Below are 25,788 nucleotides of genomic sequence, written 5' to 3'. Positions count from 1 at the left end.
TCACCTCAATTTATTTTCTGCTTGAACGCGTTAATTTTTAGAAGTTCAACCGGAAACCGGCGAGGTAGCGGCGACCGTAGCTTTCAACCTGGTTCGGGTTGCTCTCATCACCGGTGTAGCGCACGTCCTGCTCGTCGGTCAGGTTGTTGGCGTTGGCGTACAGGGTGACATCAGAGCCGAACACCGCCATGGGCAGGTCGTAACTTACGGACAGGTCCACGCGCTTCTGCTCCGCCCAGTAATCGGTCATGCCGACGTTCTCGGTGGTGGAGAGCCAGTCGTCACGGAACTGGTGGTTCAGGCGAATGGAGATGCCTTCCATCTCGTAGAACACGGAGGCGTTGAAGATGGTTTCGGAGGTACCCGGCAGGCTGTGTCGCTCACCTGCAATGGTTTCAAACTCACTGTCCAGGAGGGTCAGGTTGGCACTGATACCGAAACCGTCCAGCGCGGGCAGGAAGTCTGCGGCCTGGGCAATGGCATTGAACTCGGCACCGCTCATCTTGCCGTTGCTGCCGTTTACGTACTGTGTGTACACCCAGTAGTCGGCGCCGATTTCCGGCATATAGTCTGTGCCCGCGATTACATCGCTCTGCGCGTAAATCACGTTGTCGATGCTGCGGGTAAACAGGCCCGCGCTCAGCAGGCTGGCGTCACCGGCGTACCACTCGAGAGAAAGGTCCGCGCCCACGGATTCTTCCGCTTTCAGAGAAGGGTTGCCCGCCGTCACGGTGCTCTGAATGAAATCTACAGTGTCGTCGCCGCGCCACTCGGAGTAGGTCGGGCGGCTGACACCGGTGGAAACAGACATACGCAGTTTCACATCTTCCGCGAGGTCATAATTGAGGTGCGCACTGGGCAATACACTGGTAAAGCTGTCTTCAAAGTTACCAGTGGGCCCTTCACTCAGATAGTCGGTGTTCTCGACGCGCATACCCAGCACCAGATTTCCCCAGTCGTAGTGGGTGGTAACCATGGCGTAGCCCGCGGTGATGTCTTCTTCCAGGCGGATCGCCTGGGAGTCATTCGGGGTCAGCTCAAGACCGCCGACAGCTGCGTCCCAGGCCGCGCGCAGGCCTTTGTTGTCGTAGTAGGTCGCGCCGGCGATGCCGTTGCTGAACTGGCTGTCCCAGGCTTCGCTGGTGGCGAAGTCATTGATGTCTACTTCAGACGGGAAACCGCCAAAACCCAAGACCATGCCGAAACCTTCGGCCTCGCGAGAGTCCATTTCGATACCGGTTTTTACTACGGCGTCCAGGCCAAACAGTGTCAATTCACGATCTGCGTCCAGCTTGAATTTGGTCGCATCGATGGCCATTTCAGAGCCGATCAGCATGCCCAGATTGACGGCAAAATTGATATCGCCGACATCCATTGGTGTTTGCGTCATGGGGTTGAGCAAGCCGTCTACTGCCGGGTCGTGCAGGTCACTGACATCAAAACTCGCCATCGCAAAACCACCCTCGCTGCGCGGTATCGGCAGGAACATGGTGTTTTCGGTTTCGGTAAAGTTGACACGGGATTCGATGTGCCACTCACCCAGTGCTAAATCCGCACCCAGGGTGTTGGTAAAGGTGGAGTTTTCATACAGGCCGTACTCCAACATACGACCTACCAGCGCAAACTGGTTTTCCGCCACTGGACCAACGGCCTGGGTCGCTCCAAAACCCGCAGCCGCTTCGGCACCGCCGGCAAAATCAAATACGTACTGGTTGCGCTCTTCGAAATCCTGGAATTCGTTGTACAGGGTGGAAACAAATACGCGTTCCAGCGCGCCGTCGCCGCGGAACTCGAAGCGGCCGCCGTAGGCGCGGTCTTCGCGGACAACTTTATAGCTGCGGAAATCCAGCTCATTGACCAACAGCTCGCCGCTGTCGGTGCGCTCGATATCGTACTCGCGGTTATCAGTAACCTGCTCGCGGCTGTTCTCGGAGGTAAACAGTGAGAAGCCGAAGTTTTCATTGGACCAGGAGGTACGCAGGGCTACTTTTTCGATATCGCCGTCGCCCAGTTCCTGGTTGCCCATACCCACGTCGGTGGAGAAGGCCCAGCCATCTTTCACAAACGGGTCAAACGTGGAAATGTTGATATGTCCGGAAACAGCGCTGCCGGGCATGTCTGCCATGATCGCCTTGTTTGAGTCGATGCGGCTGGTGATCACAGACGGGAAGCTGTCAAAGCGCGGTACGCGACCGTTCTCGGCACCGGGAATACTCAGGCCATCAATGGCGAGCGAGGTGTAGCGGAAAGGCGCACCGCGGAAGTTGATGTAACGGGCCTGGCCCTGGTCGCGCTCGATGGCGAGGCCCGGTACGCGGCCGAGGGAGTCCGCGAGGTTCTGGTCGGGGAAGCGGCCGATGGTGTCGGCGGAGATGATGTCGACGGTGTTGTCGGCATCGCGCTTGGCGTCGATGGCGGCTTTCTGGCTATCGCGGATAGGCTGCGCCATTACCACGATTTCTTCCACCGCCTCGCCGTCAATGCTTTGCGCCTGCGCCAAAACTGAAGACGGTGCTGCGGCACCAGCCAGGGAAAGGGAAATCAACAAGGACAGCTTGTTGTATTTGAATTCGATCATTTCTCTGCTCCGAAGTGTGTTCGGGTGGTTTTGCTTGTGTGGTCTTGCAAAGGCCCCGGGGGTGAACCGGGCCGCTCGCTGGGCATGATCGAAATTGCGTGTGACAGTCGGGTTAAAAAGAGGCTTTAGACGGGAAAAGAGATATCTCCAAAAGAAAAATCTCTTATAAATCAGGGTGTTAAAAAATCTACTCGACGGGCATCGAGGGCCAGTCGATAGCGGTAGCGGCCACTCTTGAGATCCCGCTCAGACTCAAAAAGGTAGGCTCGGGCGATTTCTTCACCCAGGGCAGACACCAGTTCATCGCGGATTTTGTTGCGGTTCTGGTCGAGAGTCTTGGCTCGCAGGCCATTGTCGCGCAGGTCGTTGATGGATTTTGCGTGACCGCCATGGGCTTCCATCAGGTCGATCAGGGATTCCGCATTCTCGCGATCCGGCCGGTTGACCGGCGGATTCAGCAGCCAGCCTTCGCCTTGCGCGCGCAACCGTGCGTACCAGAGATAGTAAAAGAAAGGGGTTTTTGACAACGCTATAGGTATGCCATGAATGGACACGCGGAAATGGTGACAATCAAACAGCAAGCGATCCGCGGCAGTGGCAGCAACCAGTGCATCGTCAATGGCTTTCAGCCAGGGCTCCCGCTCGGCGGGCAGATTGTCTGCTGAAAGCGCGCAATAAAACCAGCTCAACTGCTCGTGACTTAGAGCTGTGACGTCCGCCTGAGACAATCGCTGCAGTATCTCCGCTGGGGGCAGCGGTGAACTCTGGCAAAGGTATTCAAACAGCTGGCACTGTACGGAGTTGAAACGAGTAAGCTGCGCCTGTAGCCGACGGGCTGCGCGAAAACCAGAACCGGACGCCATCAGCGAGCGAACCTGTATCCGCGCCCTGTCGGTTAATGGCCGGGGCAACAAAAGAAAACCGCCCAACAATAACAATGCCAGCGCACCCTGGCTGCCCACCAGTATCGGCAGATTCACCCCGCAATCAACCGACAAGCGTGCACGTTCCTGGATATCGCCATCGCCAAACTGCCAGTGAATTGTGATTTCCCCGCTAACCGGAGCACTCCGGCCGGCCTCCGGTGCCGGGCCGTCGTCCAGTAATTGCACCACCAGCGCGCGGCAATTCTGCAGCAGAGGCAGACGCCCGGAGGCCTCAATCGAAGAGAGATCCTGTTCCAATTGTTCCGCAATCCAGGGTTGCGGCCCACGGTGGGTGAGTCGGTTTTGCAAGGCCAGTTGCAACCGTTCCGGTAGCTGCTGCTGCAGGGATTCTCCGAGGCGTGCGCGAAAACTGTGCCCTGTATGCCAGTAGGCAATCACACACAATACACAGGTGATCACAGCCCAGATGATCGTCGCGCGGAAAAGTGGATTTTTCATCCCTCCATTCCCTCGCATTTATCCGCGCCGGGAAAATCCCGGTGTGCGCTGAACAGGCCGCTACTGGCCCGGTCAAATGCATCGGCGATGACACAGTCGATATGCGATGGACGAGCGCGGCGCACAAACAGGGTGGCCGCAGTTACGTTGTCGGCCATCAGCGTGCGCTGAAGCGGGATATCAAGGTCCTGCTCAAGAAACAATCCACCACTGACCAGATCCAGCTCGCCATTTTGAAACGCGCGATACAGGCTGATGGCATCGTCAAAATACAGCAATTGTTGCTGGGAAATATCCAGTCCGATTTCTTTTAATGACGCCAGCGGCAACAGGTGAAAGGTATGGCTGAGCTTGTCGTTTAACAGGCCAATTTTTTTACCCTGAAAAAACGCGCGATCCAGCCGTGGCTTTTGGTCGCGGCTGAACCAGTACACCTTGTACTGATCGTAACGCAGCAGCGGCTCATAATACGTTGCGTACTCGGGCACCAGGCCACTCAGGCTGTGGGGGCGGCTCCAGATCAGATCGTAGTCCTCGTTGAGGACTTCTTCCGCGCGCAGTTGACTGCGGGGTTTCCAGGAGATCTGTACGGAGTGGAAGTAGCGTGCCATGTCCGGCGAGCGGCACAGGTTATCGGCAATTTCGCGGGCGTGAATCGATGAGACGGTAAGCAAGCTGAACACACCATCCACTGCCGTATCATCGGCGGCGCTTCCCTGTGTTGCGCAGCGGTATACGTGGTATTGGTGCAACGCAGGCACCTGGACATCCTGCCGTGTCAGCCACAGGCTCGCAGCCACCCCCATGGCCAATAGCAGGCACAGGGCAGCGAAATAGGCTTGTTGGCTGGCAAAGAAAAGCGGCGACATTCCGGGAGCGCTACTGGACGCAGGTTGTGGATTCAGCTCCGCAGTCTATGTACGTTTTGTGACAAACCGATTACGTGCAACCGGCCGAAGGGCGCACCGCGTAAAGTCAGGTCTCGAGTTCCGGCAGCACGCGACGTGCGCGGTGGCTCGTTACCAGCCGCGCGGGGGTTACATCGAAGCACTTTTTGAATGCCGCCACAAAATTTGACGGGTGATTGTAACCGGCCAAAAACGCCGCCTCACCGATACTGACGCCTTCCAGAACCAACGCGTTTCTGGCAACTTCAAGCCGGCGGCGGCGAACGTAATCAATTACGGTGTATCCATAGGCACTCTTGAATCGCCGTTGCAGGGTACTTACGCTGATTCCAAGAGCCGCGGCTATTTCGCCGAGGGTACGGCAATGGCGCAGCTGCTCGTCCACATTCCGCTTGAGCGATGCGTCGGGCCCGGAGTCCCCGCACTGCGACTTCGCTTCAAATGGCTGCAGCGCTAACTGCCGCTGGAACTCCTCGATAAAGGACTGAAGCAGCGCGACAGCGTGTACCTCACCGTTCAGGGACTGCCCCAGATTTCCGTCTCCGGGACACCGGGCTGCTTTTCCCCCCTGCGCCGATGCCTCCGACCGCATCAGCGCCTCTACCTGCTGTACCAGTTGATCGCTCGGTTGCCACGTTCGCAACTGGCCATGACCGTGAAACAGTGCCTGCAATTGCTCGAGCTGCTCGCTGGTCTGACACCGACAGTGCAGCCAATCGCGCTGTACAAACACGTTCAGTTTGCGGATCCGGCGGTTTTTCCGCGCGAAGCGTGTAAACAATTCCGGACGCGCCAGCGCGTAAGCGACACATTCCGGCCGGGAAGGTGTAGCCCGCAAGTGGTAACGGCGACTACCCAACGTAAAATCTACATTCCCATCCAGCACACAACTGAAACTGATCCCGGCAGGCAGTTCACGGGCACTGGTGAGGTCCTGTAATTCTTGCGCATCATTTATATGTAGCGACAGTCCACCCCAGAAACTTCGGTGAACAAACTGCCCCTGCATGACCGAATCACCGACCGGCTGCGATGGGTCACTGGCGTCCAGCCGGTGGCCGAGACCGCCCTCACCCAACATGTTTATTACCGCACCCTTGGAGATCCGCTCCCCCTGGTTCCCCTTTCCATCCATTTGGACTTCTCTCTGTTTCCCCAACTCCCCCCCATTTATTTTTCAGGGGACCCCGGAATCGCTCGCGCAGCCACTTTATGCCGCACTCCTTCCGAGCCGACAGGCACCGTGACGGTTTGGCATAGCACATTGACGCTTCCGCATAACGATTCGCCGCGACGAAGACATCCACATAAACTAACATAAATGATAACAATTCGCATTGCTAAATGATGCAGTTGGCAGCCAGCACCCCGGGAGTTCCCTCGACCGCCGGTGAGAGGCAGCTACAGCATCTGCTCGCGAAGTGTTTTATGCGCAGGGGGCCGGTCACAGGCGGTCCCCGGTAAGCGCGCTTGAGTACGCAGCGTATGGAAGCGCTGTCTCTGGAATACCTCCGCATCTTGCTATTCCAGGGCAAGTCGGTGTTATACGCCCACCGACTGGCGTAGTGAGTGCATGGACGCACTTTTTTTATCCATATCAGCGGGCCCTCCTCGCATTTAGTGCCACCATGACCGTTAGGAACCCTCTTCCAACGGTCCTAATATTCAGCGGTATCCCCCACAAAAACAGAGGTAACCGCTATGCCAAAAGCCTGGGTTCTGGTAGCCAACCATACTCACGCCCGCGTCTTTGAGGCGGAAAAACGTGCGGGCACTCTCACTGAAGTAGAATCGCTGGTGTACCCGGAAGGGCGTATGAAGGGACAGGAGTTGCTTCGCGACGCCCCCGGGCGCTCGTTCGACAGCCATGGCCAGGGCCGACACGCCATGGCCGAGCCCACCAGCCTCCGCAAACAGGGCGCACAAAAGTTCGCCAAAGACATTGCCCACACACTGGAGCGAGGGCGACAGGAGGGCCGATTCAATCGGCTGTATATTGTCGCGGAGCCGTCCATGGCCGGCAGCCTGCGGCTGTCCATGAGCTCACCCTGCCTGGCCACCATCGCCGGCGAGGCGCGCAAGAACCTCACCACCAGTAACACCGAAGAAATCCGTGCGCAGCTTCCCATGTGGTTGTGACGCTGTACCGAATTCTCCCGGCTTCGATTCACTCTAAACTCCCTTTCCCGCCCGGCAACAAATGCCGGGCGGCGCCAATTGATTTGTCCTTCCCACCCTGAGACCATGCCCTACCACCAGCCGGCAGCGACATGCCCGGCGCGCCCGAGCGGACTCCAGAGAAAATCAATCGAAAAGGAAGCGGTATGCTGAGACTGTTCCAAATCCAGCGCGGCAAGATCAAAGAGACCTACGCCGGTAGCGATTACCACAGCCAACCGCTATCCGACGCCGCCTGGATTGATCTGCAGGACCCGGAGGAGGATGAACGCGACCTGCTGGAGCAACTACTGCGCACCGAGCTACCGGAATCCGAAGACGTTGACGAAATCGAATCGTCCGCGCGCTTTTTTACCGACTCCGCCGGTATCCACGTGCACTCCCTCTACCTGACCCAGAGCGAAGGCCGCCACGACACCGCCACCGCCGCATTTATTCTGCAGCCCCAGCGCCTGATCACCGTCCGCGACAGCGAACTGGCGGACTTCCGCCTGCTGCGCATGCGCGCCCGGCGCAATCAGGTAGAGGCCCATAACGCACAGGAGCTGCTGATCCTGCTGTTCGAACAGAAAGTGGAAAATCTCGCCGACGCCCTGGAAGACAACTATCTCAAGCTCGGTGAAGTCAGCCATCTGGTACTGGAAGACGAAGAAGCCGACCTGGAAGAAGCCATCGATCACCTGGCCAAACTGGAAGACTCCAACGGTAAAATTCGCCTGTGCCTGATGGACACCCAGCGCTCCATCGCCTTCCTCCAGCGCCACCTGAAAGACGACCCGGAACTGCGTGAAGACTGCTGGGGCATCCTGCGCGACATCGACACCCTGATGTCCCACACCACCTTCCTGTTCGAAAAGATCAATTTCCTGATGGACTCCACTCAGGGCTTTATCAGCATCGAACAGAACAAGATCATCAAAATCTTCTCCATCGCCGCCGTCGTCTTCCTGCCCCCCACCATGGTGGCGAGTATTTACGGTATGAACTTCGAACATATGCCGGAACTGGAGTGGCTGCTGGGCTACCCCTGGGCACTGTTGTTGATGCTGATGGCGGGTATGGCGCCTTACCTCTATTTCAAGAAAAAGGGGTGGCTCTAACCCACCGCACGTTGATGCGAAGGCAGCGATACCGGGTATACGTCTGCGAGACCTTCACCGCCATGGACGGCGGTGCAGAGCCCCCATGGATGGGTACACGGCGTGTCTCGCAGACGTATACCCGGTAGCGCTGCCGCCACCAATCCTGATCTCAGCCACCACCCCACCAAATTCACCGCCAGCTGCTAACCTTTATGGGTAAAACGGGATAAAGGTCATTGCAGGGTAGCAGGGCAATAATGGCGACGTCGGACGACAAAACATCAGGGAAAAGCAGTCCCAAACCCTTTCATATGCGGCGCTGGCTCAGCGTACAGCAGGCGGTCGATCACCTGAGCGCCCTGTCGGAAGACCCACTCACCAGCGACGATCTCGCCAGCCTCGCCGCCGACCACCAGCTCGACCTCTACTGGTACCGGCCTGGCCAGAAACTCGTCTATCTGGACAAACCCGGCTGGGGCAGTATCGAACTCAGCCAGCCACTGCGCCTGTGTCCAGAGCACAGCAGCGATTGGCGCGCCATCGTCGGTGTCTTGCGCCACCGCCCAGCCTTGCCCGCGGAAGAGAATGACACCCCGACACTGGTGGACAGCGACGGAAACCGTCTGCGCATCACCTTCGATTTCAACAACCGCCCCGAGCCTTTCAGCACGCGCTGGTACCCCAACTACGCAGAGCTGGTGGTAAAGCGCCGCGATCTGGACAGCCTCGAGGATCACCTGTTTGACAGCGACGACGAGCCCGCCCTGGAACCAGCACTGTTACTGGACGTAATCTGGCAACTGGAGCAGATGGCGATGGAAAACGGTGAAAGCCACGGTCCCGCTCACGACCTGAAATGGTTGACCCACCAGCTCAGCGATCGCACCAAACTGCCTTCCAACCTTCTCGATAAAGTCCTGAATGCGGCCGAGCGCCAGCACGCCACCCACCACTAGCACTCGCCTCACTGCCCCTATATATCCACAGGGCCAGCACGGAGCGATGGCGCCCATGCGATTTTTTCGAAAAATCCTTCCAGCTTTTTGCGCTAGTCCCCGAGCGTAAAGTTTTTATAATCCGCTGCCATTGATACCGAATCTGCCCAACTGGAGGCGCGTGCCCGTGCAGTCCCGCAATAGCAACACCCACTACGGCTGGGTAGCCATAACCTTTCACTGGCTGATGGCTCCCGTCATCATCGGCATGTTCGCCCTCGGCTGGTGGATGGTGGGGCTCAGCTATTACGACCCCTGGTACCGCCAGGGACCGGATATCCACAAGTCCGTGGGTATTCTGCTGCTGATTCTGCTGGTTGCACGCCTGGCTTGGCGTGCACTGAATGTATCTCCTGCACCGGAACCGGCACCGCGCTGGCAACAGCGGGCCGCAGCGGCAACCCACGGCGTACTCTATTTACTGTTGATCGCCATTTGCGTTACCGGTTACCTGATCTCCACCGCCGACGGTCGTGCGATCGAGGTATTTAACTGGTTCAGTGTACCCGCGACGATTCAGGGGCTGGAAAATCAGGAAGACATTGCCGGCACCATTCACGAATGGCTGGCATGGACATTGATGGGGCTGGTACTGCTGCACGGCCTTGCGGCCTTCAAGCACCACTTCGTCAATAAAGACAACACCCTGCGTAAAATGCTGGGTTTAGGTAGAAAATACGATTAACCCACAAAGGAAAACTCCCATGAAAAAACTTGCTTCACTGCTGTTTGCGGCACTGGTTGCCAGCACCATCGGCACTTCCGTTCATGCGGCCGACTACCAGTTCGACACCAAAGGTGCCCACGCGTTTATCCAGTTCCGCATCAAGCACCTGGGCTACAGCTGGCTGTACGGCCGCTTCGACAAGTTCGACGGCAGTTTCACCTACGATGAAGCCAAGCCGGAAGCCTCTTCCGTTCAGGTGACCGTGGACACCACCAGCCTGAACAGCAACCACGCCGAGCGCGACAAGCACCTGCGTGGCGACGACTTCCTGAACGTAGCCAAATTCCCCACCGCCACCTTCAAGAGCACCAGCTTTGAACCCAAGGGCGATGGCAAAGCGCTGCTGAAAGGCGACCTGACCCTGCACGGCGTCACCAAGCCGATCACCATCGACGTTGAAGAAATCGGTGGCGGCAAAGATCCCTGGGGCGGCTACCGTCAGGGCTTCACCGGCAAGACCGAATTCAAACTGAAAGACTTCGGTATCGACTACGACCTGGGCCCGGCTTCCCAGACCGTGGAAATGATTCTGGATGTGGAAGGCATCCGCCAATAAGCCACGATTTCCGTCTCACAGGATGGACTCGCAGGATAAAAAGAACCCGGCCTTGGTGCCGGGTTTCTTGTTTTAGGCGTTTACTGTCCGACCTACGGACTCTCGGGCCATAAAGTGCCCCGCAGCAAATACCAATAGCCCCATAAGAATACCCGGCATCCCTTCGTAGATATGGGCATGCCAGCCCAACCAGCGCCAGATCAGTGCGGTTGCCAATCCAAGCACACTCATCACAATCGCCAGCCTCTGGGAAGGCTTGCCACCGGCGGCCAGCACCATCAGTAAAGGCGCAAACGCCGAGGCCAGAGCAGACCAGCTCATCACCACCAGGCTGAATACACTCTGCTTGTTCGCCAGCGCCCAGACTACCGCTGCAGCAGTTATACCTAGGGTCGCGATCTTCAGCAGGCGGGTATTTTCCGTGCGCTGCGGCAACAGATCGTGGGTTAGAGCCGCTGAACAGCTCAGCACCAGAGAATCCGCGGTGGACATGGTCGCGGCGAAAATGCCCGCGAGAATCAGTCCCACCAGGACGGGGGACAACAATTCCATGGCCATCATCGGCAGCGCCAGCTCCGCATCAAAAGTACCTGGGTCGTTCAGCAGGATTCGCGACAACATACCCACGCCGGTGGCCATAAAATAGAAAATGGTGAACCACAGGTAGTACCAGCAGCGCGCCTGCAGCATGCGCTTGGAATCGTTCAGAGCCATAAAGCGCACCATTACATGGGGCTGGCCCACCACGGAGATACCGGCAAACAGCCAGCTCAACGCAAACAGTACACCGCCGGCAACACCGGGCAACAGCAGGTCCTGTGGATACCAGTTGAGGAAGCCTTCCACCTGTCCCATTTGCTGCCAGGCAGCGCTGATACCACCCACCGATTGTGTCGCCACAACCAGCAGAATACTCATGGCAACCACCATCACCATCGACTGGGCCGCATCGGTCCAGATGGATGCGCGAATACCCCCGGCCAGGCAATAGGCCGCGACAATCACGCCGCCGATCACCGCCCCACTCCAGATCGGAAGGTCCAGCACCACGTACAGCGCTTTACTGCCGGCCACCAGCTGAGCGCTGGCGTAAGCAAGGAGGAAAAGAAGAGAGAGAATCCCGGCGATTTTCTGCCAGAGACCAAAGCGGGTGCCCTGCCAGCAGGCCAGCACACCCGCATAGCTGGATTCGCCACTGCGCTTTGCTGCCTCACGCAGGTTTTTGTGCATCCACAGGGAGCCGAGAAAATCCCCGAGAATCCACCCCAGCATCAGCCAGATGGAGGCGAGGCCAGTGGCATAGGTATAGCCGATCACGCCGATAAACATATAGCCACTGTTGTTGGTGGCTACCGCAGAAAGTCCCACCAGCATCGGCGAGACATCCTGGCTCGCGAGATAGTAGTCTTTTTTGGTACCGCGGCTTTTGCGGTAGGAGCTAACCCCTACCGCGGCGAATAGTGAAAGAAAAAACAGGAAACTGATCAGCACGTCCATTCCCCCTAAGCAGTTTGATTTGTTATTGAAATTTATTCACAGCGGCCGAGGTTGTTTTTATTTTCGGCCCGGGAAGTATTCCCGCGATTAGCGCGGTTCGTCGGGTTTCCCTCCCGGCGCCGGCTGGATACCAAGCAGTGTCGCGAATTCTTCTGAACCATAAAGGCCATTCAACGCGGAATCTTCCAGTGCCTCATCCCGATAGGCAGGAGAGATATCCAGTGCTTTCTGCAGGTAACTGATCGACTCCTCCCACTGCTCCAGGTACGCGTAAGCACAGGCCAGCTGGTAGTAGGCATTGCCATTCTGGCTGTCGATCTGCAGAGCCTGCAAACACAGATTGATGGCCCACTGTGGCTCATCCAGCTCCAGCACCGCATCGGCTTTGTACGTAAGTGCTTCGCCGTCGTCCTGGCGCAACTTCAGAATCTGGTCGTACACCGCGATCTTGCCGGTGGGCGTCTGTTCGCGCCCGGCGCGCAGCCACAGGGAGTGAACCTCCTGGGTCAGCTCAATCTCGTCCCGGTTGTCCTCGATATGCTGGGTCTTCTCAGACAGCTGCTCTTCAATACTGCGTAACCGTGCCTCGTACTGCTCAACCAGACTGGAAATTTCCTGATTGGCGAGGGTGTGCACCTTTTCTTTTACATCGCGAATAGAGGTCCAGCCCATGATCACCAGCAGGGAGCTGAAGCCGGCAATCAGATAGAAGAAGTACGTGATGGTGTCAGTGGCGTAGGTAATCGCCTTGTCTGCGGCGCTCAATTGCCGATCGACGATGTTTTCCGTCAGGGAGACTTTTTGCGCGGCCATATCCACCCGCAGCTGCTTCAGTTCATCCAGCACATAGCGTTCGATAAACGGCGAATAGAGAGGCTTGTCCAGATTGCCCGCTTCCGCGGCAACCCGCTCCAACTCATTCAGTTTGCGAATATTCTCTGTTTTTTCCTCTTCGCTGATTACCGGAGGCGGCACATCCGAATCCTGCTGCGCCAGGGCCAAGTGCGCGGGGAAAAAACCACAGGCCACAACCAACACTGCCGCCAGCAAAGCTGACGGCAGTTTCGGAAAGGTGCCTCGAGTCAGGCCGCGCATATGGCTTCGCCGTGTTCGTGCACTTCCACCAGTGCGGCGTGCAGGCTTTTGACGGCACTTTCGTAATCGCTTTCGTCGATCACAAACTGCATGTCGACCTGGCGCATGGACTGGTGCACCGCGAGGATGCTGATCGCAGAGTTGGCCAGCGCGCCAACCGCGCGAGACAACATGCCAGAGACTTTCATGTCGCTACCGATGGCGGAAACCACCGCCACCTTGCGCACCTGAATATCGCAATCCGGGAACAACTCGCCAATCGCCTTTTTAATACGCTTGACGGTTTTCAGGTTGTTGCTCAGATAGTGCGTAATCGTGTTGGCGTTCGTATCCTTGGTCACCACGCTGCCTTTAAAGCGCGCGATGATTTCATTGATCGCCCGGTCGTAACTGGTCATGCTGCCCATCATGTCCTGATCGAAACATTCAACAGCATAGATGCTTTTGCGCCCCGCGATGATTTCCACACGCGGTGTGTCGCTGACATAGTCGCCGGTAACCAGAGTACCGCGGTGCTCCGGCTCGAAGGTGTTCATCACACGCAGGGGAATCTCCTGCTGGCGCAGACCTTTTGCCGCGCGGGGGTGGATGGCCTCCATGCCCAGGTTGGCCAATTGATCCGCCACGTCGTAGTTGGTGCGACCGATAGGCACCGCCTGCTCTTCACCCACAAGGCGCGGGTCGGCACTACTCAGGTGGTATTCCTTGTGGATGATCGCCTCGCTGGCGCCGGTCATTACCGCAATGCGGCTGAAGGTCATTTCGCTGTAACCGCGAGCGAAGGTTTTCATCAGGCCCTCGGCGGTGTGCGCGTACCCGGTGGCGATGGGCAGTTCGGTATCGAAATCCACATCGGCAAAGGCGCGCTCGATGCGCTGATCCAGAGTCAGGTGTTCGCCATCGCGCCAGCCGGTCAGGTCGATAAAGCGCGCGTTGATACCTTCCTGTTTCAGCAACTGCGCCATATTCCAGGCACTGTGCGCTTCACCCAGGCTGGCGAGCATTTCGCTGACCACATCCAGGTGCCCTTCCAGAGCAAAGTGTCCGTGCTGACACACCCGCTCGAGGTCCGCCAGACAGTTGGCGGCATCGTCCAGGCGTTCGCCGATAAAGCCATTGGCCTTGGCCAGGGTGACCTCATCATCAAACAACTGCGCATTCACTTCTTCCATACGTGCGCGCAGGCCGGCAACCGCGTCGGACCACTCGCGCTCGTCGTCGGCACCGGCAAACAGGGCAAAAACTCCCGGGCGGCCGGATTTCTTGTGCTCCAGCAGCATGTCGGTGATGCCGCCGTAGGCAGAGACAACGAAAACACGGCGGTACAGGCCTTCCGCTTTCGCCTTGCCATTTTTCAGAATGATGTTGTCGCGTACCGCACGGTAGTCGCTCATGGACGTACCGCCGATCTTTTCAACCGTATGTGCTTTCATGGAATCCTTGCGTTGACCGTTTTCGAGTTTCGAGCCGGGAGCGCCACGGCTGTTACCGGAATCAAAATATTCCCGGGTGGTGCTCCAAAACTCAGCTGCCTTGTTGTGCATTGCGATGACGTTATCGGCCGGCTTATTTTTCGTCCTGCACCTCTTCCGCATCCAGCTCGTAGGCGCCTTCCGCGTTGTGCACTTCTTTGCCGTGCAGAGGGGGATTGAATACGCAGGCCATTTTCATTTCAGATTTGGCCTTGAGTACGTGCTTGTCGTTTTTATCCAGAATATAAATGGTGCCCGGGGTGATCTCGTGTACCACGCCGTCGTCTTCCGCCATTACGGAGCCTTCGCCGGAGATGCAGTACACCGATTCCAGGTGATTCTGGTAATGCAGATGCAGGTCGGCACCTTCATAAATGGTGGTGATATGGAAAGAGAAGCCCATATTGTCGTTTTTCAGCAGCAGGCGGGTGCTCTCCCAACCTTCGGAAACAATTCGACGGTCGCTTTTTTCGGCTTCTTGCAGTTTTCTTACGATCATTTCTAACTCTTACAAATTTTTCTAAATTCGGTCATCAATGCGCTCTTCAGTATGAGCGCTATAAAACGGCCCGCGCAAAAAGCGCAGGCCTTTTTTCACAAAGCGACTGACGATCAGGCAGCACCGGCGAGGGTGTTATCTTCCTGCTCCGCTTCGTCGGCAAAGAAGTCGTGTTCTTCCGGCACATCTTCGCCCTTCAGCACTTTGGCAACCGCCGCTTCCACAATATCCAGTGCCTTGGTCAGGTTCTCGTCACTGATGGTCAGCGGGCACAGAGTTTTCACTACGTGGTCGTCGGCACCACTGGTCTCGATGACCAGGCCGTTGCGGAAGGCCTCGGTGGTGATCTTGTCGGCCAGCTCGCCGCTCACGCAGTTCAGACCGCGGAACATGCCGCGACCACGGGTGGTCATATTGCCGTCGCCGTATTTATCGACGATGGTCTGCAGCCGTTTCTCGATGTACTCGCCCTTGCGCAGCACTTCCTTGGCGAACTTGTCGTCACTCCAGAAATGCTTGATCGCCGCAGTCGCGGTAACGAAGGCCAGGTTGTTGCCGCGGAAAGTACCGTTGTGCTCGCCCGGCTTCCACTGGTCCAGTTCCGGCTTCATCAGCACAACAGCGAACGGCAGACCGTAGCCACTCAGGGACTTGGACAGCGTGACGATATCTGGATCAATACCCGCTTCTTCAAAGCTGAAGTAGCTGCCGGTACGGCCACAGCCCGCCTGAATGTCGTCGACAATCAGCAGTACGTCATGCTTCTTACATACGTCCTGCAGGTTGCGCAGCCATTCAGCGCTGGCGGCATTAATACCACCTTCGCCCTGTACGGTTTCAACCAGTACCGCTGCCGGGTGGTCAACACCGCTGGAGGAATCGCTCAGTACCTTGTCCAGGTACGCCGTGGTATCAAATTCGTCACCCAGATAACCATCGTACGGCATGCGCGCAACACTGCTCATGCTCACACCGGAGGCACCGCGGTGGTGGGAGTTACCGGTGGCGGCCAGGGCACCCAGGCTGCAGCCGTGGAAACCGTTGGTGAAGGAGATGATGTTCTCGCGGCCTTTGTATTTACGCGCAATCTTCAGCGCCGCTTCCACCGCATTGGTACCGGTAGGGCCAGTGAACTGCATCACGTAGCTCATGTCGCGCGGCTTCAGGATATTCTCGTAGAAGGCTTCCAGGAATTCACGCTTGGCTTTGGTGTGCAGGTCCAGGCCGTGGGTGATGCCGTCCTGCTGGATGTACTCCAGCAGCGCTTCCTTGAAGATCGGGTTGTTGTGGCCGTAGTTCAGGGTGCCGGCACCGGCGAGGAAGTCCAGGTACTGGTTGCCTTCCTCATCGTACAGGTACTCGCCCTGGGCCTTGTTAAAAACCCGCGGGAAAGCGCGGGCATAGCTCATTACTTCAGATTCAATTTCGTCAAATACTTTCATTGTGACAACCCTTCTTGAGTCGTTGATTTCAATTACAAATTAGGAACAGAGAAACAGGTCATAGAGTGGTGTTACCACTCAGCCAGCGACACCCGCTTGCGCTGCAGACACATCAAACGGGCCGATGCGCAGCAACATTTCGCTGTCGTGCTGGCCGTTGAAGTGGCGCTCGCGGTCAAACATCACCGATTCAGCGAGGCCAGCGCCGAGCTTGCGCGCCAGGCTGCGAAACAGCGCCCAGGAGGCGTCGTTGTCCGGGGTAATGGTGGTTTCGAGATGATTCACCTGAGCGCAGGCCGGGCGCGCGAGAATTTCGCGCAGCATGCGGCCGGCGAGGCCCATGCCGCGGCCGTTCTCAGCCACCGCCACCTGCCAGATGAACAGGGTTTCGGGGCGCTCGGGAATGAGGTAACCGGAGATGAAACCCACCAGCTCGCCATTCAGTTCAGAAGCCACACTGGTGGCTGAGAAGTGGCTGGCCTGCAGCAGGTTGCAATAGAGGGAATTGGTATCCAGGGGCGGGCAGTTCCCGATCAGCTGGTGCACATTGGCACCGTCCTCACTGACCGGGCGGCGCAGCAGAACCTGGGTGCTCTTGTTAACCGCAGCATTGACCGCAGTTTTAGTCTTCAGAGCATCCACTGGCTGCGCCAGCTGTACCTTGTCGTCAGTCGAGTCGTCTTCTTTTAGTTCGCTAGTCGCGCTCAAACCAATACCTTTCGCTTCGCCTTACTCAATCTTTAGTCATCAAATTGTTAGAACAGTATCAAACTTCTGTAACACTTTTCGCGAATGCGACATTTCCTGTCGATACGCCCGTGTTCCGTTTGAAATTTGACCTTTCTCTCAAAAAGTTATTTACTGCTCTAAACATTTAAATCCATAGTACTCTAAATATTACCGAGGGCGCAAGGCCAAGCCTTATGCAACTTGATCAGAACGCAGCCAATTTCAGCGCCAGCGATGAGCACCAGAATCAAGCGCAACCCGCGCAGCCACAGGGCGTGCGCACCATTGACGGGCGCGATAACCCCTCCGGAGATGGCCACAAAAACACGGCACCAGATTCCACGCAGAAACCGACTGATAATTCAAAACCCGACTTTCGGCAGGGTCGCCAGGACACAACAATTGACAAACCCGGCGCAGAAACCAAAATCGGCCGCGGGCAATTAAGCCGCCGCGCCTGCCACCCCGATTTCGAGAGCCTGCTGCTGATGGATAAAATTGAAGAAGTACTGATTACCCTGCGCCGCCTGATCCGCGCCACCGACCTGCACTCCAAGCAATTGGTTAAAACCGCCGGGCTCACCGCCCCGCAATTGCTGCTGCTGCAGGCCATTCGCGAGCAGGGGCAGGTCACCATCGGCGCCCTCGCCAAGGAGATCAGCCTCAGCCAGGCCACAGTTACCACGATCCTCGACCGCCTGGAGAAGCGCGGGCTGGTGTACCGGGAGCGCTCCTCGGAAGACAAGCGCAAGGTGCACGCCTACCTCACCGACAAAGGCGCCGATATCATCCGTGACGCGCCAACTCCGCTGCAGGAGCACTTCGTCAAGCAATTCCGGGATCTGCGCGAGTGGGAGCAGTCGATGATCATCTCCTCTCTGCAGCGGGTCGCCCTGATGATGGATGCGGAACATATCGACGCTTCTCCGGTGCTCGACGTGGGCGACCCGGACCGCAAAGACGGCCGCAATCTGCCCACCCACGACACCGGCAAACCATCCAGAGCCGATCACGAAAATTGAACACCTGACGCAAAGATCACACGTTGACTCGCACGCCAGCGCAAGGTTTGCTCTATTTCGTAATAATTCTCATCCAATCATTGCATTCGGGCCGCAGTCGGGTATAAATGGAGCGACAACACTGAGGTGCTCTCCGGACCACCGGCTGACCTGTAAACAGGCAGCCAGAGGTAAGCGAGTACTGACTCAAGACAGCGGCGCACTGCACTGTCGCGGCAACAAACGGCTCAGCAATCTCCCGTAGCAACGATGGGTGGACGCAATAACCCGCAGGGCTTTCCGCAAGCGGGCCACATGCCTACCCCCACACCCGCGATCGCGCCCCGGCGAAAACTACCGGCAAGAATCCGGTGAGAGCGGCAATCGCCCTCTCTTCAACCGAGCACATGGCCGTGCTCGGTAAAAAGCAATTCCGGCCGCCCTGTCTTGCAACTTCTGTATGGAACCCGAGCACCCGCAACCGCCGCACTCGGCACGGGCAGCCCGCACGATGTTCCATACAGCCTTTTGGGGAAAGGACTGAACATGGCCTGCTTGCAACATCCTGACCGGGATCAACCGGTCTACCTGATGGCGCACCACACCGTTGGTCGCCGCCAGGGTGTCGCTGACACGCGCATCACACTGCCGGAAATTTCCGGTATCCACGCTGCCATCCAGTGGACCGGTAGCCACTGGATCATCCGTGACCTCAGCCGCAACGGTACCTGGGTCAATGGTCAGCAACTGATTCCCGCGAAAAACCAGCAGCTGCAACTGGGCGACAGACTGACGTTTGGCCGCAACGACAACCCTATGTGGGTAGTGGAAAACCTCGATCCCCCGGAAAACCTGCTAATCGATATGCAAACCGGTGAAGGCATTCCCCTGGAGTCCTACCACTTGCTGCCAGACGAACACGACCCCATCGCCAGCCTGCACTTCAACCCGGTTAACGGCGTATGGATCTACGACATTCTCGACTGCGCAGAAAACAGCGACAGCGCCAAGGTCGTCAACCACGGGGCGCGCATTGATTGCGCCCGCAGCAGCTGGCAACTGTTTCTCGGCAACAGCCAGAGCACCACAACCGAGCTGTCGTTCAAAAATCTGTGCATCTCCGACTTCCGCCTGCGCTACACCGTGAGCCATCACGAGGAGCACGTGCAGCTGCAGCTGGCCAAAGACGAGATGAAGCTGGACCTGGCTGCCCGCTCACACAATTACCTGCTGTTATATCTGGCGCGTGCGCGTATCCGCGATATTCAACGGGGTGTGGATGAAGCGGACCAGGGCTGGGTCGCCATTGACCTCGCCACCCGCGAACTGGGCATTACCGTCAACCACCTCAACACCCAGATTTTTCGCGCCCGCAAACAGATAGCCGACAGCCTGCCAGACGCCATCGACACGTCGCGCCTGGTAGAGCGCCGCTCCTATGAAATGCGTCTGGGTTGCACCCAGCTGGATATTTTCAAAGGGTCACAAAAAGAAGAGTTGGAAGCGTCCACCGGGGAATACCCGGTACGCGCAGTTTCCGAAGAGGAGCCGGCGTAACGCCGGCCCGAGCAAGGAGCAGGACTGAATCCACGGACGGCGGTTCTCCCGTAGATTTAATTACCGCAGTCATCAACATGCAGCCAGAGCAGTTACCGTTTTATATCGGCCGTTATCACGCCACCGCCAGACTGGGTTCCGGCGGTATGGGCGTGGTGTACCTGGCCACCGATGAGCGCCTCAACCGCCAGGTCGCGATCAAAAAACTCCTCCGCAATCCCAACAGCAGTAACGCCGACGAACGCATCCGTCGCGAGGCCATGCTGCTCGCGCAACTCAATCACAACAATATTGTGCAGCTCTACGATGTGGTGGAAGGGCAAGACGGCATCGCCCTGGTGATGGAATACGTCGACGGTTGTAGCCTCGACCGCTGGAGCAAAGAGCGCTCACCGGACCTGCTGCAAAAGCTGCAACTACTGAAACAGATCTGCACCGGACTGACCCGCGCCCACAGTGCCGGTATCATCCACCGGGATCTGAAAGCAGAAAACATCTTGGTGGACAGCAACGGTACCATCAAGATCACCGACTTCGGCATCGCCAAAAACTGGCACGAAGACAGCGACCTCACCCGAGAACAGCATGTGGCGGGCAGCTGGGGCGCCATGTCACCGGAGCAGGCCCAGGGCAAACCGCTGGACAACCGCAGCGACCTGTTCGCCCTCGGTGTGGTCGCCTACCGACTGCTGTGCGGGCAGAACCCCTTCGGCGACAACAACAGCCCCTATGTGATCGTCGATCGCATTGTCAAAAGCCCGCACCCACCGGCGGCAAAACTGGCACCGGAATTGCCCCATGCGGTGAGCGACCTGCTGGACCGGCTGCTGGCCAAATTACCAGAGCAGCGCCCGCTGAATGCCGCCGAAGTGGCCGCGGAACTGGAATCCCTGCTACAGCAGATTCGCGGCAGCGGCTCCAGCTTCACCCGCACTCACAGCGTTACCGCCACGGTGACCGCTGAGGGCTATTTCCACCAGCCCTACAAACCGCACCGCAAGTTTGCACGAATCGCCGGCATTACCGGTGGTATCCTGGCCGCGTGCGCCGCCGGCATCGCTGTGGTGCTCGGGGTATCGCTGTATTCGCCCCCCGCAGAAACCCAGACGGGCCGCTATATCGCGGTACTGGAGCCCAGCGTTCGCGGGCAGGAAAACATCTCCCACAATCAGCGCCTGCTGATCAGCAACGTACAGAACGCGCTCAAGCAGGGCCTCTCCGACCGCCGAGGCCTGCACCTGATTTCCTACTCCGAATCCCGCAGGCTCGCCGGGCAACCCCTGGCGACCCAGGCGAAATCCCTCAATGCCGACCTGTTGCTGGTTCCCGACCTGGAGTGCCAGGAGCACAGTTGTGAACTGTCCCTGGAGCTGCTGGACAGCACCTCCCTCGCAGTGATCGGCACCCGCAGCACCCGGCTCGCCATGGAGGAGGGGCTGGAAAGCCGCGCCCGCACCCTGTACAAGGTCGACAAACTGCTGGCAGACTACCCCGCTCAGGTAAACACCGGCGCCACCCAAATCAGCGACAAGGACTACCTCACTTACCTGGAAATCTACGAGCGCCGCTACGACTACCTGCGCCTCGGGGACCTGCTGGATCAGCTGGACGAGCTGCAAAAGCGCGCACCGGGCTTTGCCCCCCTATATGAACTCTACGGCGAGATGGTGATCGACCACGAGTTCAATACCCGTGCCGCGGAGGCGGACACCCGCCTCGCCGACCTGCTGCAAAAGGCACCGGCTCGGCTCGGTGAAACACCGGAGTTCATGATCAGCCAATTGCGCCTGGCGATGATGCGCGACGACCCCGGCAGCGCCGAAGCCCTGCTGGCCAAACTGAAACTCACTCTGCCGGACAAGGCCAGCTACCACCAGCTGAACGCCATTTACCACCAGCTGCGTGGCGACTACAGCCAGGCCCTCGAGAGCATCGACCGCGCGCTGGCACTGCGTACCAGTTACGCCTATCTGGACCAGAAGGCCCTGAACCTCACCCTGGGCGGCGATATGCCCGCGGCCAACGCCGTGCTCAAGCAGGCCATCGCCCTCAACAGCGATTACATCGATGCCATCTCCCTGCTCGCCAGCAACCTGCTGGACCAGGGGCAACCGAAGGAGACCATCCGCCTGCTCACCGAAGCCGGTCTCGATCGCATTGGCCCCATGGACACCTACAACCTGTGCCTGGCCTACTACATCGAGAAGCAGTACGACCAGTCCCAGACCTGCTTCCAGCGCGTGTCGGATCTCGCCCCCAAAGACGCCGACCCGCTGCTGTACCGGGCAGAGATAGCCCGCGAGCTCAAACAACCGCAAGTCGCCGAAACATTTGCCCGGCAGGCACTGACACTGACCCGCCAGCGCACCGACTGGGAGGGGCTGCTGATGCAGGCCCGCGCCTACGCCGAGCTGGGCGAAGGCGAGAAGGCAGTGGAAAACCTGCTCAAGATCCGCCGCGACGCCCCGGACGACCTCTACGTCAATTACGCCCAGGCCCAGGTGTACATCACCACCGGTGATCTGCTCTCCGCCAAGGTACATATCCGCAAAACCCTGGAACTGGGTATCTCCCCCATCTGGTATTGCACCCCGCGGTTTGTCAAAATCTGCAACCTGACCGCCTTCGATGATCTCCGGCAGCAATACCCCGGACTCTGCGGCGGTGCCGAACACAAGAACAAACCGGCCGGTGATTCCCAGATCGCCGCCAGTGGCGAAGCCAGCACGAAGCTTTGATCGCATAACCGATCCACTCTTCAACACTCCGGCGCGCCCGTTTTAAGTGTTCGTGTTTCCTATGTGGGCCCAGCGGTAACGGGTCCGGGCTCAATCACAACAAGAACACACGCAGATGGACATTGCCGACTCCGAGGTTGCACCGCAATCTCCCGCAACCGATACGCCGCAGCTGAGCGACCGCTACCAGATCCAGAGCACCCTCGGAGCCGGCGGCATGGGCGTGGTCTACCTGGCGGAAGACCGCAAGCTGCACCGGCGGGTGGCGATCAAGCGGCTCAAGGCCGACGCCGCCAGTGACAATGCCCACCAGCGTATCCAGCAGGAAGCGCGCCTGCTCGCCCAGCTCAATCACCCCAATATTGTCGCCCTGCACGATGTGCTGGAAGACACCCTGGACAATGGCGGCCGCAGCGTTGCCCTGGTGATGGAATATATCGAGGGCACGACCCTGCGCGCCTGGATGCGCGAGCGCACACCCAATCTGCAACAGAAACTCAGCCTGCTGATGCAGATCTGCCAGGGCCTGCAGCAGGCCCACGACCTTGGCATCATTCACCGGGACCTGAAGTCCGACAATATCCTGATTGCGGAAAACGCCAAGGGCGAACCGGTGGCCAAGATCACCGACTTCGGCATCGCCAAATCCCAGCAGCTGGACGAACAGACCCTCACCGCAGAAAACCAGCTGGCCGGCACCATCACCGCCATGTCGCCGGAACAGATCCTCGGCAAAGCCCTGGATGCCCGCAGCGACCTGTTCAGCCTTGGCACCATCGCCTACGAGCTGCTCACCGGCAACCGCCCCTTCGGCAAAAACGACACCGGCGCCCTGGCCATGGCCCACCGCGTCACCAACGACCCGCACACCCCGCCGCAACAGGCCTGGGCCGGTATCCCCGAGCCCCTGGCAGTCCTGCTGGACAAACTCCTCGCCAAAGATCCGGCCCAGCGCCCGCAGAGCGCGCAGATTGTGTACCAGGGCTTCGCTCTGCTGCATAAACAGGGACTGGAAGCCGAGGGAGAAGACTACACCGCGACCCTCACCGACCTGTTTACCCACCACAAAATCAAATCCCGCCGCCGCTGGCAGCGGGTACTAGCGGTTGTCGCCGCCGCATTGGTTTTGAGTGCCGGGGGTTACTGGGGCTGGAAGGAGTTTACTAAGCTAGAGCCCCAGTATATTGCGGTGATGCCGGTGGAGATTAATGGGGAGATTCGCGGAGAGAAAAATGCCAAGGCGCTGACCCGGACCATGGTGCGGCAGGCGTTGATGAATTCGGTTTCGCAGTTGAAGGCTAGTGCGTTGGTGAGTTTTGAGCCGAAGGAGGAGTTGGATTTTGAGGCGCAACTGCAAGAACTGAGGGATAAAGGCGTGACCGATGCCCTGTTTGCGCGACTGGAGTGTGCGGAAACTCGCTGCGAGATCGAGCTTCAACGAATAAAACCTGCTAAAAACCAAGTCAGCCGGCGAGACAGTTTTGCATTTTTGACCGAAAAACCTCAGGAAGCTCAATATCGAACAAGTAACAGCGCGACCACTTTATTCGCGCGCCCCTATCAAAAAGGGAAACTTGTTCGCACGGTCATGTCAGAGAATGATTACGGTGACTATCTCGAAATTTTGGCTCGTATGGATGCGAAAGAGCTAGAAAAAAAGGACCTTCACAAGCTTTCCACTTTGGGTCAACGCTATCCTGGTAATTCATCTATTTACCAAGCCATATCTGACGCAGCCGCTCGTTTATTCGTTCTTCATGATCAAAGAGAGCACCTAGAACTTGCATTGCGAATATTGGACCGAGGTGAGGAGCAAGGAATAGATAAGTCAATTATTTATCGCTTGCAACTATTCCTATATGGTCTAGGAGACTATTCTGACCAATATCGATACTTAGCTAATCGGCTTGAAAATATCAACATGCCGGCCGCCGAGCTGATGTATCAGCGTGCTCGCCACTTTTATCGCAGTGGAAAGTATACAGATGCGGCTATTAACTCCATGAATGCTTACAAGCTAAATCCATCCGCCGACTCTTTATACCTTTCAGCGATATCGCAAGGTGCGATGGGGGATTATGATGCCTCGAGAAACACCTTAAAACAACTTACAGAGGCGTACCCAAAGCACTGGTCATCATTCTCTGCCCTTGGAGTAATTGAGCTAGAGCGTGGAAATTTTACTGAAGCTGAGGCTGCGATCACCGCCATACCTGCACATCTTCGCGGGTGGCGCACCAAAGCTAACCTAGGTACTGTTTATTTTTTACAGCGCCACTATGAAAAAGCACTTTCCGAATTTAATGATGTCTTATCCGTGGTCCCCAAAGATCCAGGAAGCATTAGTCAAATTGCCGAAATATATGCACTACTAAATAAACCGGTGACCGCAAAAAAAAATTACACCAAGCTATTAAAACTGACAGAAAATGATAAGAGTTTCGAGGGCAGGCAGTATTACGCAATGGCTCTGGCCAATCTGGGAGAAGAGCAAAGATCTATCGAACTTATCAACACTCTTCTCCGTGAGAGCCCTCACGATACTTATGTGCAGCATGTGGCCGCGCAGGTACTTGCGCTCTCAGGAGAAACGCTTTCCGCAAGCTACCACGTCAAAAGTTTACTGGAAAAGGGGATGAGCCCAGCCTGGTTCAAATTACCCGCATACCAGACGATCTGTACCCACCCCCAAACACCAAGCTCGGTTAAGAGCGAAATCTGCGACTAATCAAAGCGGTTCAAAACGTGCCCTTGGGTCACCTGAGACAAAATGCATACCGCCATCAACGGCTTCACACAACCACAGGAACTTGAAATTGTCCGGCTTATTCTCTTTATCCTTGATAACGATTTTTAGCTCGGTATAGCGCCCATTCACTCGCTTGGCAGTAGTCTTGAACTGGTGTTTGAAGTCCGGACTGAGCGCCAGGATACCATCCAGTTTGCGGTTGGTACTCAGAGCAAACTCCAGATCACGCCCCGGCACGGCGGAGAGATCGAGAGTAAGGTTGATCACCACCTTGCCCCCGCGACCGCCAAATTTAAAGTCCATATTGCCAAACAGTTCGTTCGGATTGCACTTCTCATAGAAGGGCCAGTACTGTGCGGTACCATTTTCGGGATCTACCGGGCGCAGCATCATATCGATCTCCATGCCTTCCGCCGGCACATCCACCACCAGCTCCGGCAAGGAGTCGCAATAATTATCCACTTCTGCTTTGTTCATGTTGTCATCCCTATAATTGTAATCAGCGAGCGATTGCTCACCTGCCCTGCAAACCGCCCAGGGGGTCAATGGTCTTGGAAAGTATCTGAATCAGACGCAGACTCAGGACGAGAACTGCGTCAC

General features: G+C 57.4%; 20 protein-coding genes. 9 read left to right on the top strand and 11 right to left on the bottom strand.

The features are described from left to right. Window positions 1-37 precede the first annotated feature (37 nt). The 4 genes from ACXAG1_RS05845 to ACXAG1_RS05830 all read right to left on the bottom strand — a co-directional run bounded on the left by ACXAG1_RS05845 (window position 38) and on the right by ACXAG1_RS05830 (window position 6,006). Window positions 38-2,578: a TonB-dependent receptor gene (locus ACXAG1_RS05845; protein ID WP_475119207.1), complete on the bottom strand. Its 2,541-nt coding sequence runs from the start codon at window positions 2,576-2,578 to the stop codon at window positions 38-40. Between the two features lie 170 nt (window positions 2,579-2,748). Further along, complete coding sequence (locus tag ACXAG1_RS05840) at window positions 2,749-3,963, bottom strand: hypothetical protein (protein ID WP_475119206.1); 1,215 nt, start codon at window positions 3,961-3,963, stop codon at window positions 2,749-2,751. After that, complete coding sequence (locus tag ACXAG1_RS05835) at window positions 3,960-4,832, bottom strand: hypothetical protein (RefSeq protein ID WP_475091923.1); 873 nt, start codon at window positions 4,830-4,832, stop codon at window positions 3,960-3,962. Before ACXAG1_RS05835 ends, ACXAG1_RS05840 begins: the two co-directional genes overlap by 4 nt. 106 nt (window positions 4,833-4,938) lie before the next feature. Next, window positions 4,939-6,006, bottom strand: coding sequence for an AraC family transcriptional regulator (locus ACXAG1_RS05830; RefSeq protein WP_475119205.1), 1,068 nt, complete (start codon window positions 6,004-6,006; stop codon window positions 4,939-4,941). A 566-nt stretch (window positions 6,007-6,572) separates the two neighbouring features. On the opposite strand from ACXAG1_RS05830, the gene ACXAG1_RS05825 reads away from it, so the two are divergent. From ACXAG1_RS05825 to ACXAG1_RS05805, 5 genes are all read left to right on the top strand, one after another. Further along, entirely contained in the window at window positions 6,573-7,010 is a 438-nt protein-coding gene (locus ACXAG1_RS05825) for a host attachment protein (RefSeq protein ID WP_475091921.1), read from the top strand. 185 nt (window positions 7,011-7,195) lie between these two features. Beyond that, the gene (gene corA, locus ACXAG1_RS05820; protein ID WP_475091920.1) at window positions 7,196-8,149 is read left to right on the top strand and encodes a magnesium/cobalt transporter CorA; all 954 of its coding nucleotides are present in this window, start codon (window positions 7,196-7,198) and stop codon (window positions 8,147-8,149) included. A gap of 239 nt (window positions 8,150-8,388) precedes the next feature. Beyond that, window positions 8,389-9,087 (top strand): hypothetical protein, encoded by a 699-nt coding sequence (locus ACXAG1_RS05815; protein ID WP_475119204.1) that lies wholly within the window; start codon window positions 8,389-8,391, stop codon window positions 9,085-9,087. Between the two features lie 166 nt (window positions 9,088-9,253). Then, window positions 9,254-9,811: a cytochrome b gene (locus ACXAG1_RS05810; RefSeq protein ID WP_475119203.1), complete on the top strand. Its 558-nt coding sequence runs from the start codon at window positions 9,254-9,256 to the stop codon at window positions 9,809-9,811. Window positions 9,812-9,830: 19 nt separating this feature from the next. After that, the gene (locus ACXAG1_RS05805; protein ID WP_475119202.1) at window positions 9,831-10,409 is read left to right on the top strand and encodes a YceI family protein; all 579 of its coding nucleotides are present in this window, start codon (window positions 9,831-9,833) and stop codon (window positions 10,407-10,409) included. A gap of 72 nt (window positions 10,410-10,481) precedes the next feature. Here the strand turns inward: ACXAG1_RS05805 and ACXAG1_RS05800 are convergent, their stop codons facing one another. From ACXAG1_RS05800 to ectA, 6 genes are all read right to left on the bottom strand, one after another. After that, entirely contained in the window at window positions 10,482-11,900 is a 1,419-nt protein-coding gene (locus tag ACXAG1_RS05800) for a sodium/proline symporter (protein ID WP_475119201.1), read from the bottom strand. A 93-nt stretch (window positions 11,901-11,993) separates the two neighbouring features. Next, window positions 11,994-13,001: a tetratricopeptide repeat protein gene (locus ACXAG1_RS05795; RefSeq protein ID WP_475119200.1), complete on the bottom strand. Its 1,008-nt coding sequence runs from the start codon at window positions 12,999-13,001 to the stop codon at window positions 11,994-11,996. Further along, a complete protein-coding gene (locus ACXAG1_RS05790; RefSeq protein WP_475119199.1) occupies window positions 12,989-14,434 on the bottom strand; it encodes an aspartate kinase in 1,446 nt (481 codons plus the stop codon). Before ACXAG1_RS05790 ends, ACXAG1_RS05795 begins: the two co-directional genes overlap by 13 nt. A gap of 133 nt (window positions 14,435-14,567) precedes the next feature. Continuing rightward, a complete protein-coding gene (locus tag ACXAG1_RS05785; protein ID WP_475091913.1) occupies window positions 14,568-14,972 on the bottom strand; it encodes an ectoine synthase in 405 nt (134 codons plus the stop codon). A gap of 113 nt (window positions 14,973-15,085) precedes the next feature. Further along, window positions 15,086-16,414: a diaminobutyrate--2-oxoglutarate transaminase gene (gene ectB / locus ACXAG1_RS05780; protein WP_475091912.1), complete on the bottom strand. Its 1,329-nt coding sequence runs from the start codon at window positions 16,412-16,414 to the stop codon at window positions 15,086-15,088. 78 nt (window positions 16,415-16,492) lie between these two features. Further along, on the bottom strand, window positions 16,493-17,122 hold the full coding sequence (ectA, locus tag ACXAG1_RS05775; RefSeq protein WP_475091911.1) for a diaminobutyrate acetyltransferase: 630 nt from the start codon (window positions 17,120-17,122) through the stop codon (window positions 16,493-16,495). Window positions 17,123-17,631: 509 nt separating this feature from the next. Here ectA and ACXAG1_RS05770 point away from each other — a divergent pair. From ACXAG1_RS05770 to ACXAG1_RS05755, 4 genes are all read left to right on the top strand, one after another. After that, window positions 17,632-18,165, top strand: a complete 534-nt coding sequence (locus ACXAG1_RS05770; RefSeq protein ID WP_475119344.1) for a MarR family winged helix-turn-helix transcriptional regulator — start codon at window positions 17,632-17,634, stop codon at window positions 18,163-18,165. 525 nt (window positions 18,166-18,690) lie between these two features. Then, window positions 18,691-19,701 (top strand): FHA domain-containing protein, encoded by a 1,011-nt coding sequence (locus tag ACXAG1_RS05765; protein ID WP_475091910.1) that lies wholly within the window; start codon window positions 18,691-18,693, stop codon window positions 19,699-19,701. Window positions 19,702-19,778: 77 nt separating this feature from the next. Continuing rightward, window positions 19,779-22,439, top strand: coding sequence for a protein kinase domain-containing protein (locus ACXAG1_RS05760; RefSeq protein WP_475091909.1), 2,661 nt, complete (start codon window positions 19,779-19,781; stop codon window positions 22,437-22,439). A gap of 115 nt (window positions 22,440-22,554) precedes the next feature. Further along, a complete protein-coding gene (locus ACXAG1_RS05755) occupies window positions 22,555-25,167 on the top strand; it encodes a protein kinase domain-containing protein (RefSeq protein ID WP_475119198.1) in 2,613 nt (870 codons plus the stop codon). Here the strand turns inward: ACXAG1_RS05755 and ACXAG1_RS05750 are convergent, their stop codons facing one another. Then, entirely contained in the window at window positions 25,168-25,665 is a 498-nt protein-coding gene (locus ACXAG1_RS05750; protein WP_475119197.1) for a hypothetical protein, read from the bottom strand. Window positions 25,666-25,788 lie beyond the last annotated feature (123 nt).

It is taken from the genome of Microbulbifer sp. ABE4_465 (genome assembly GCF_056160765.1).
This window is presented reverse-complemented; position numbering and strand designations above follow the sequence as displayed.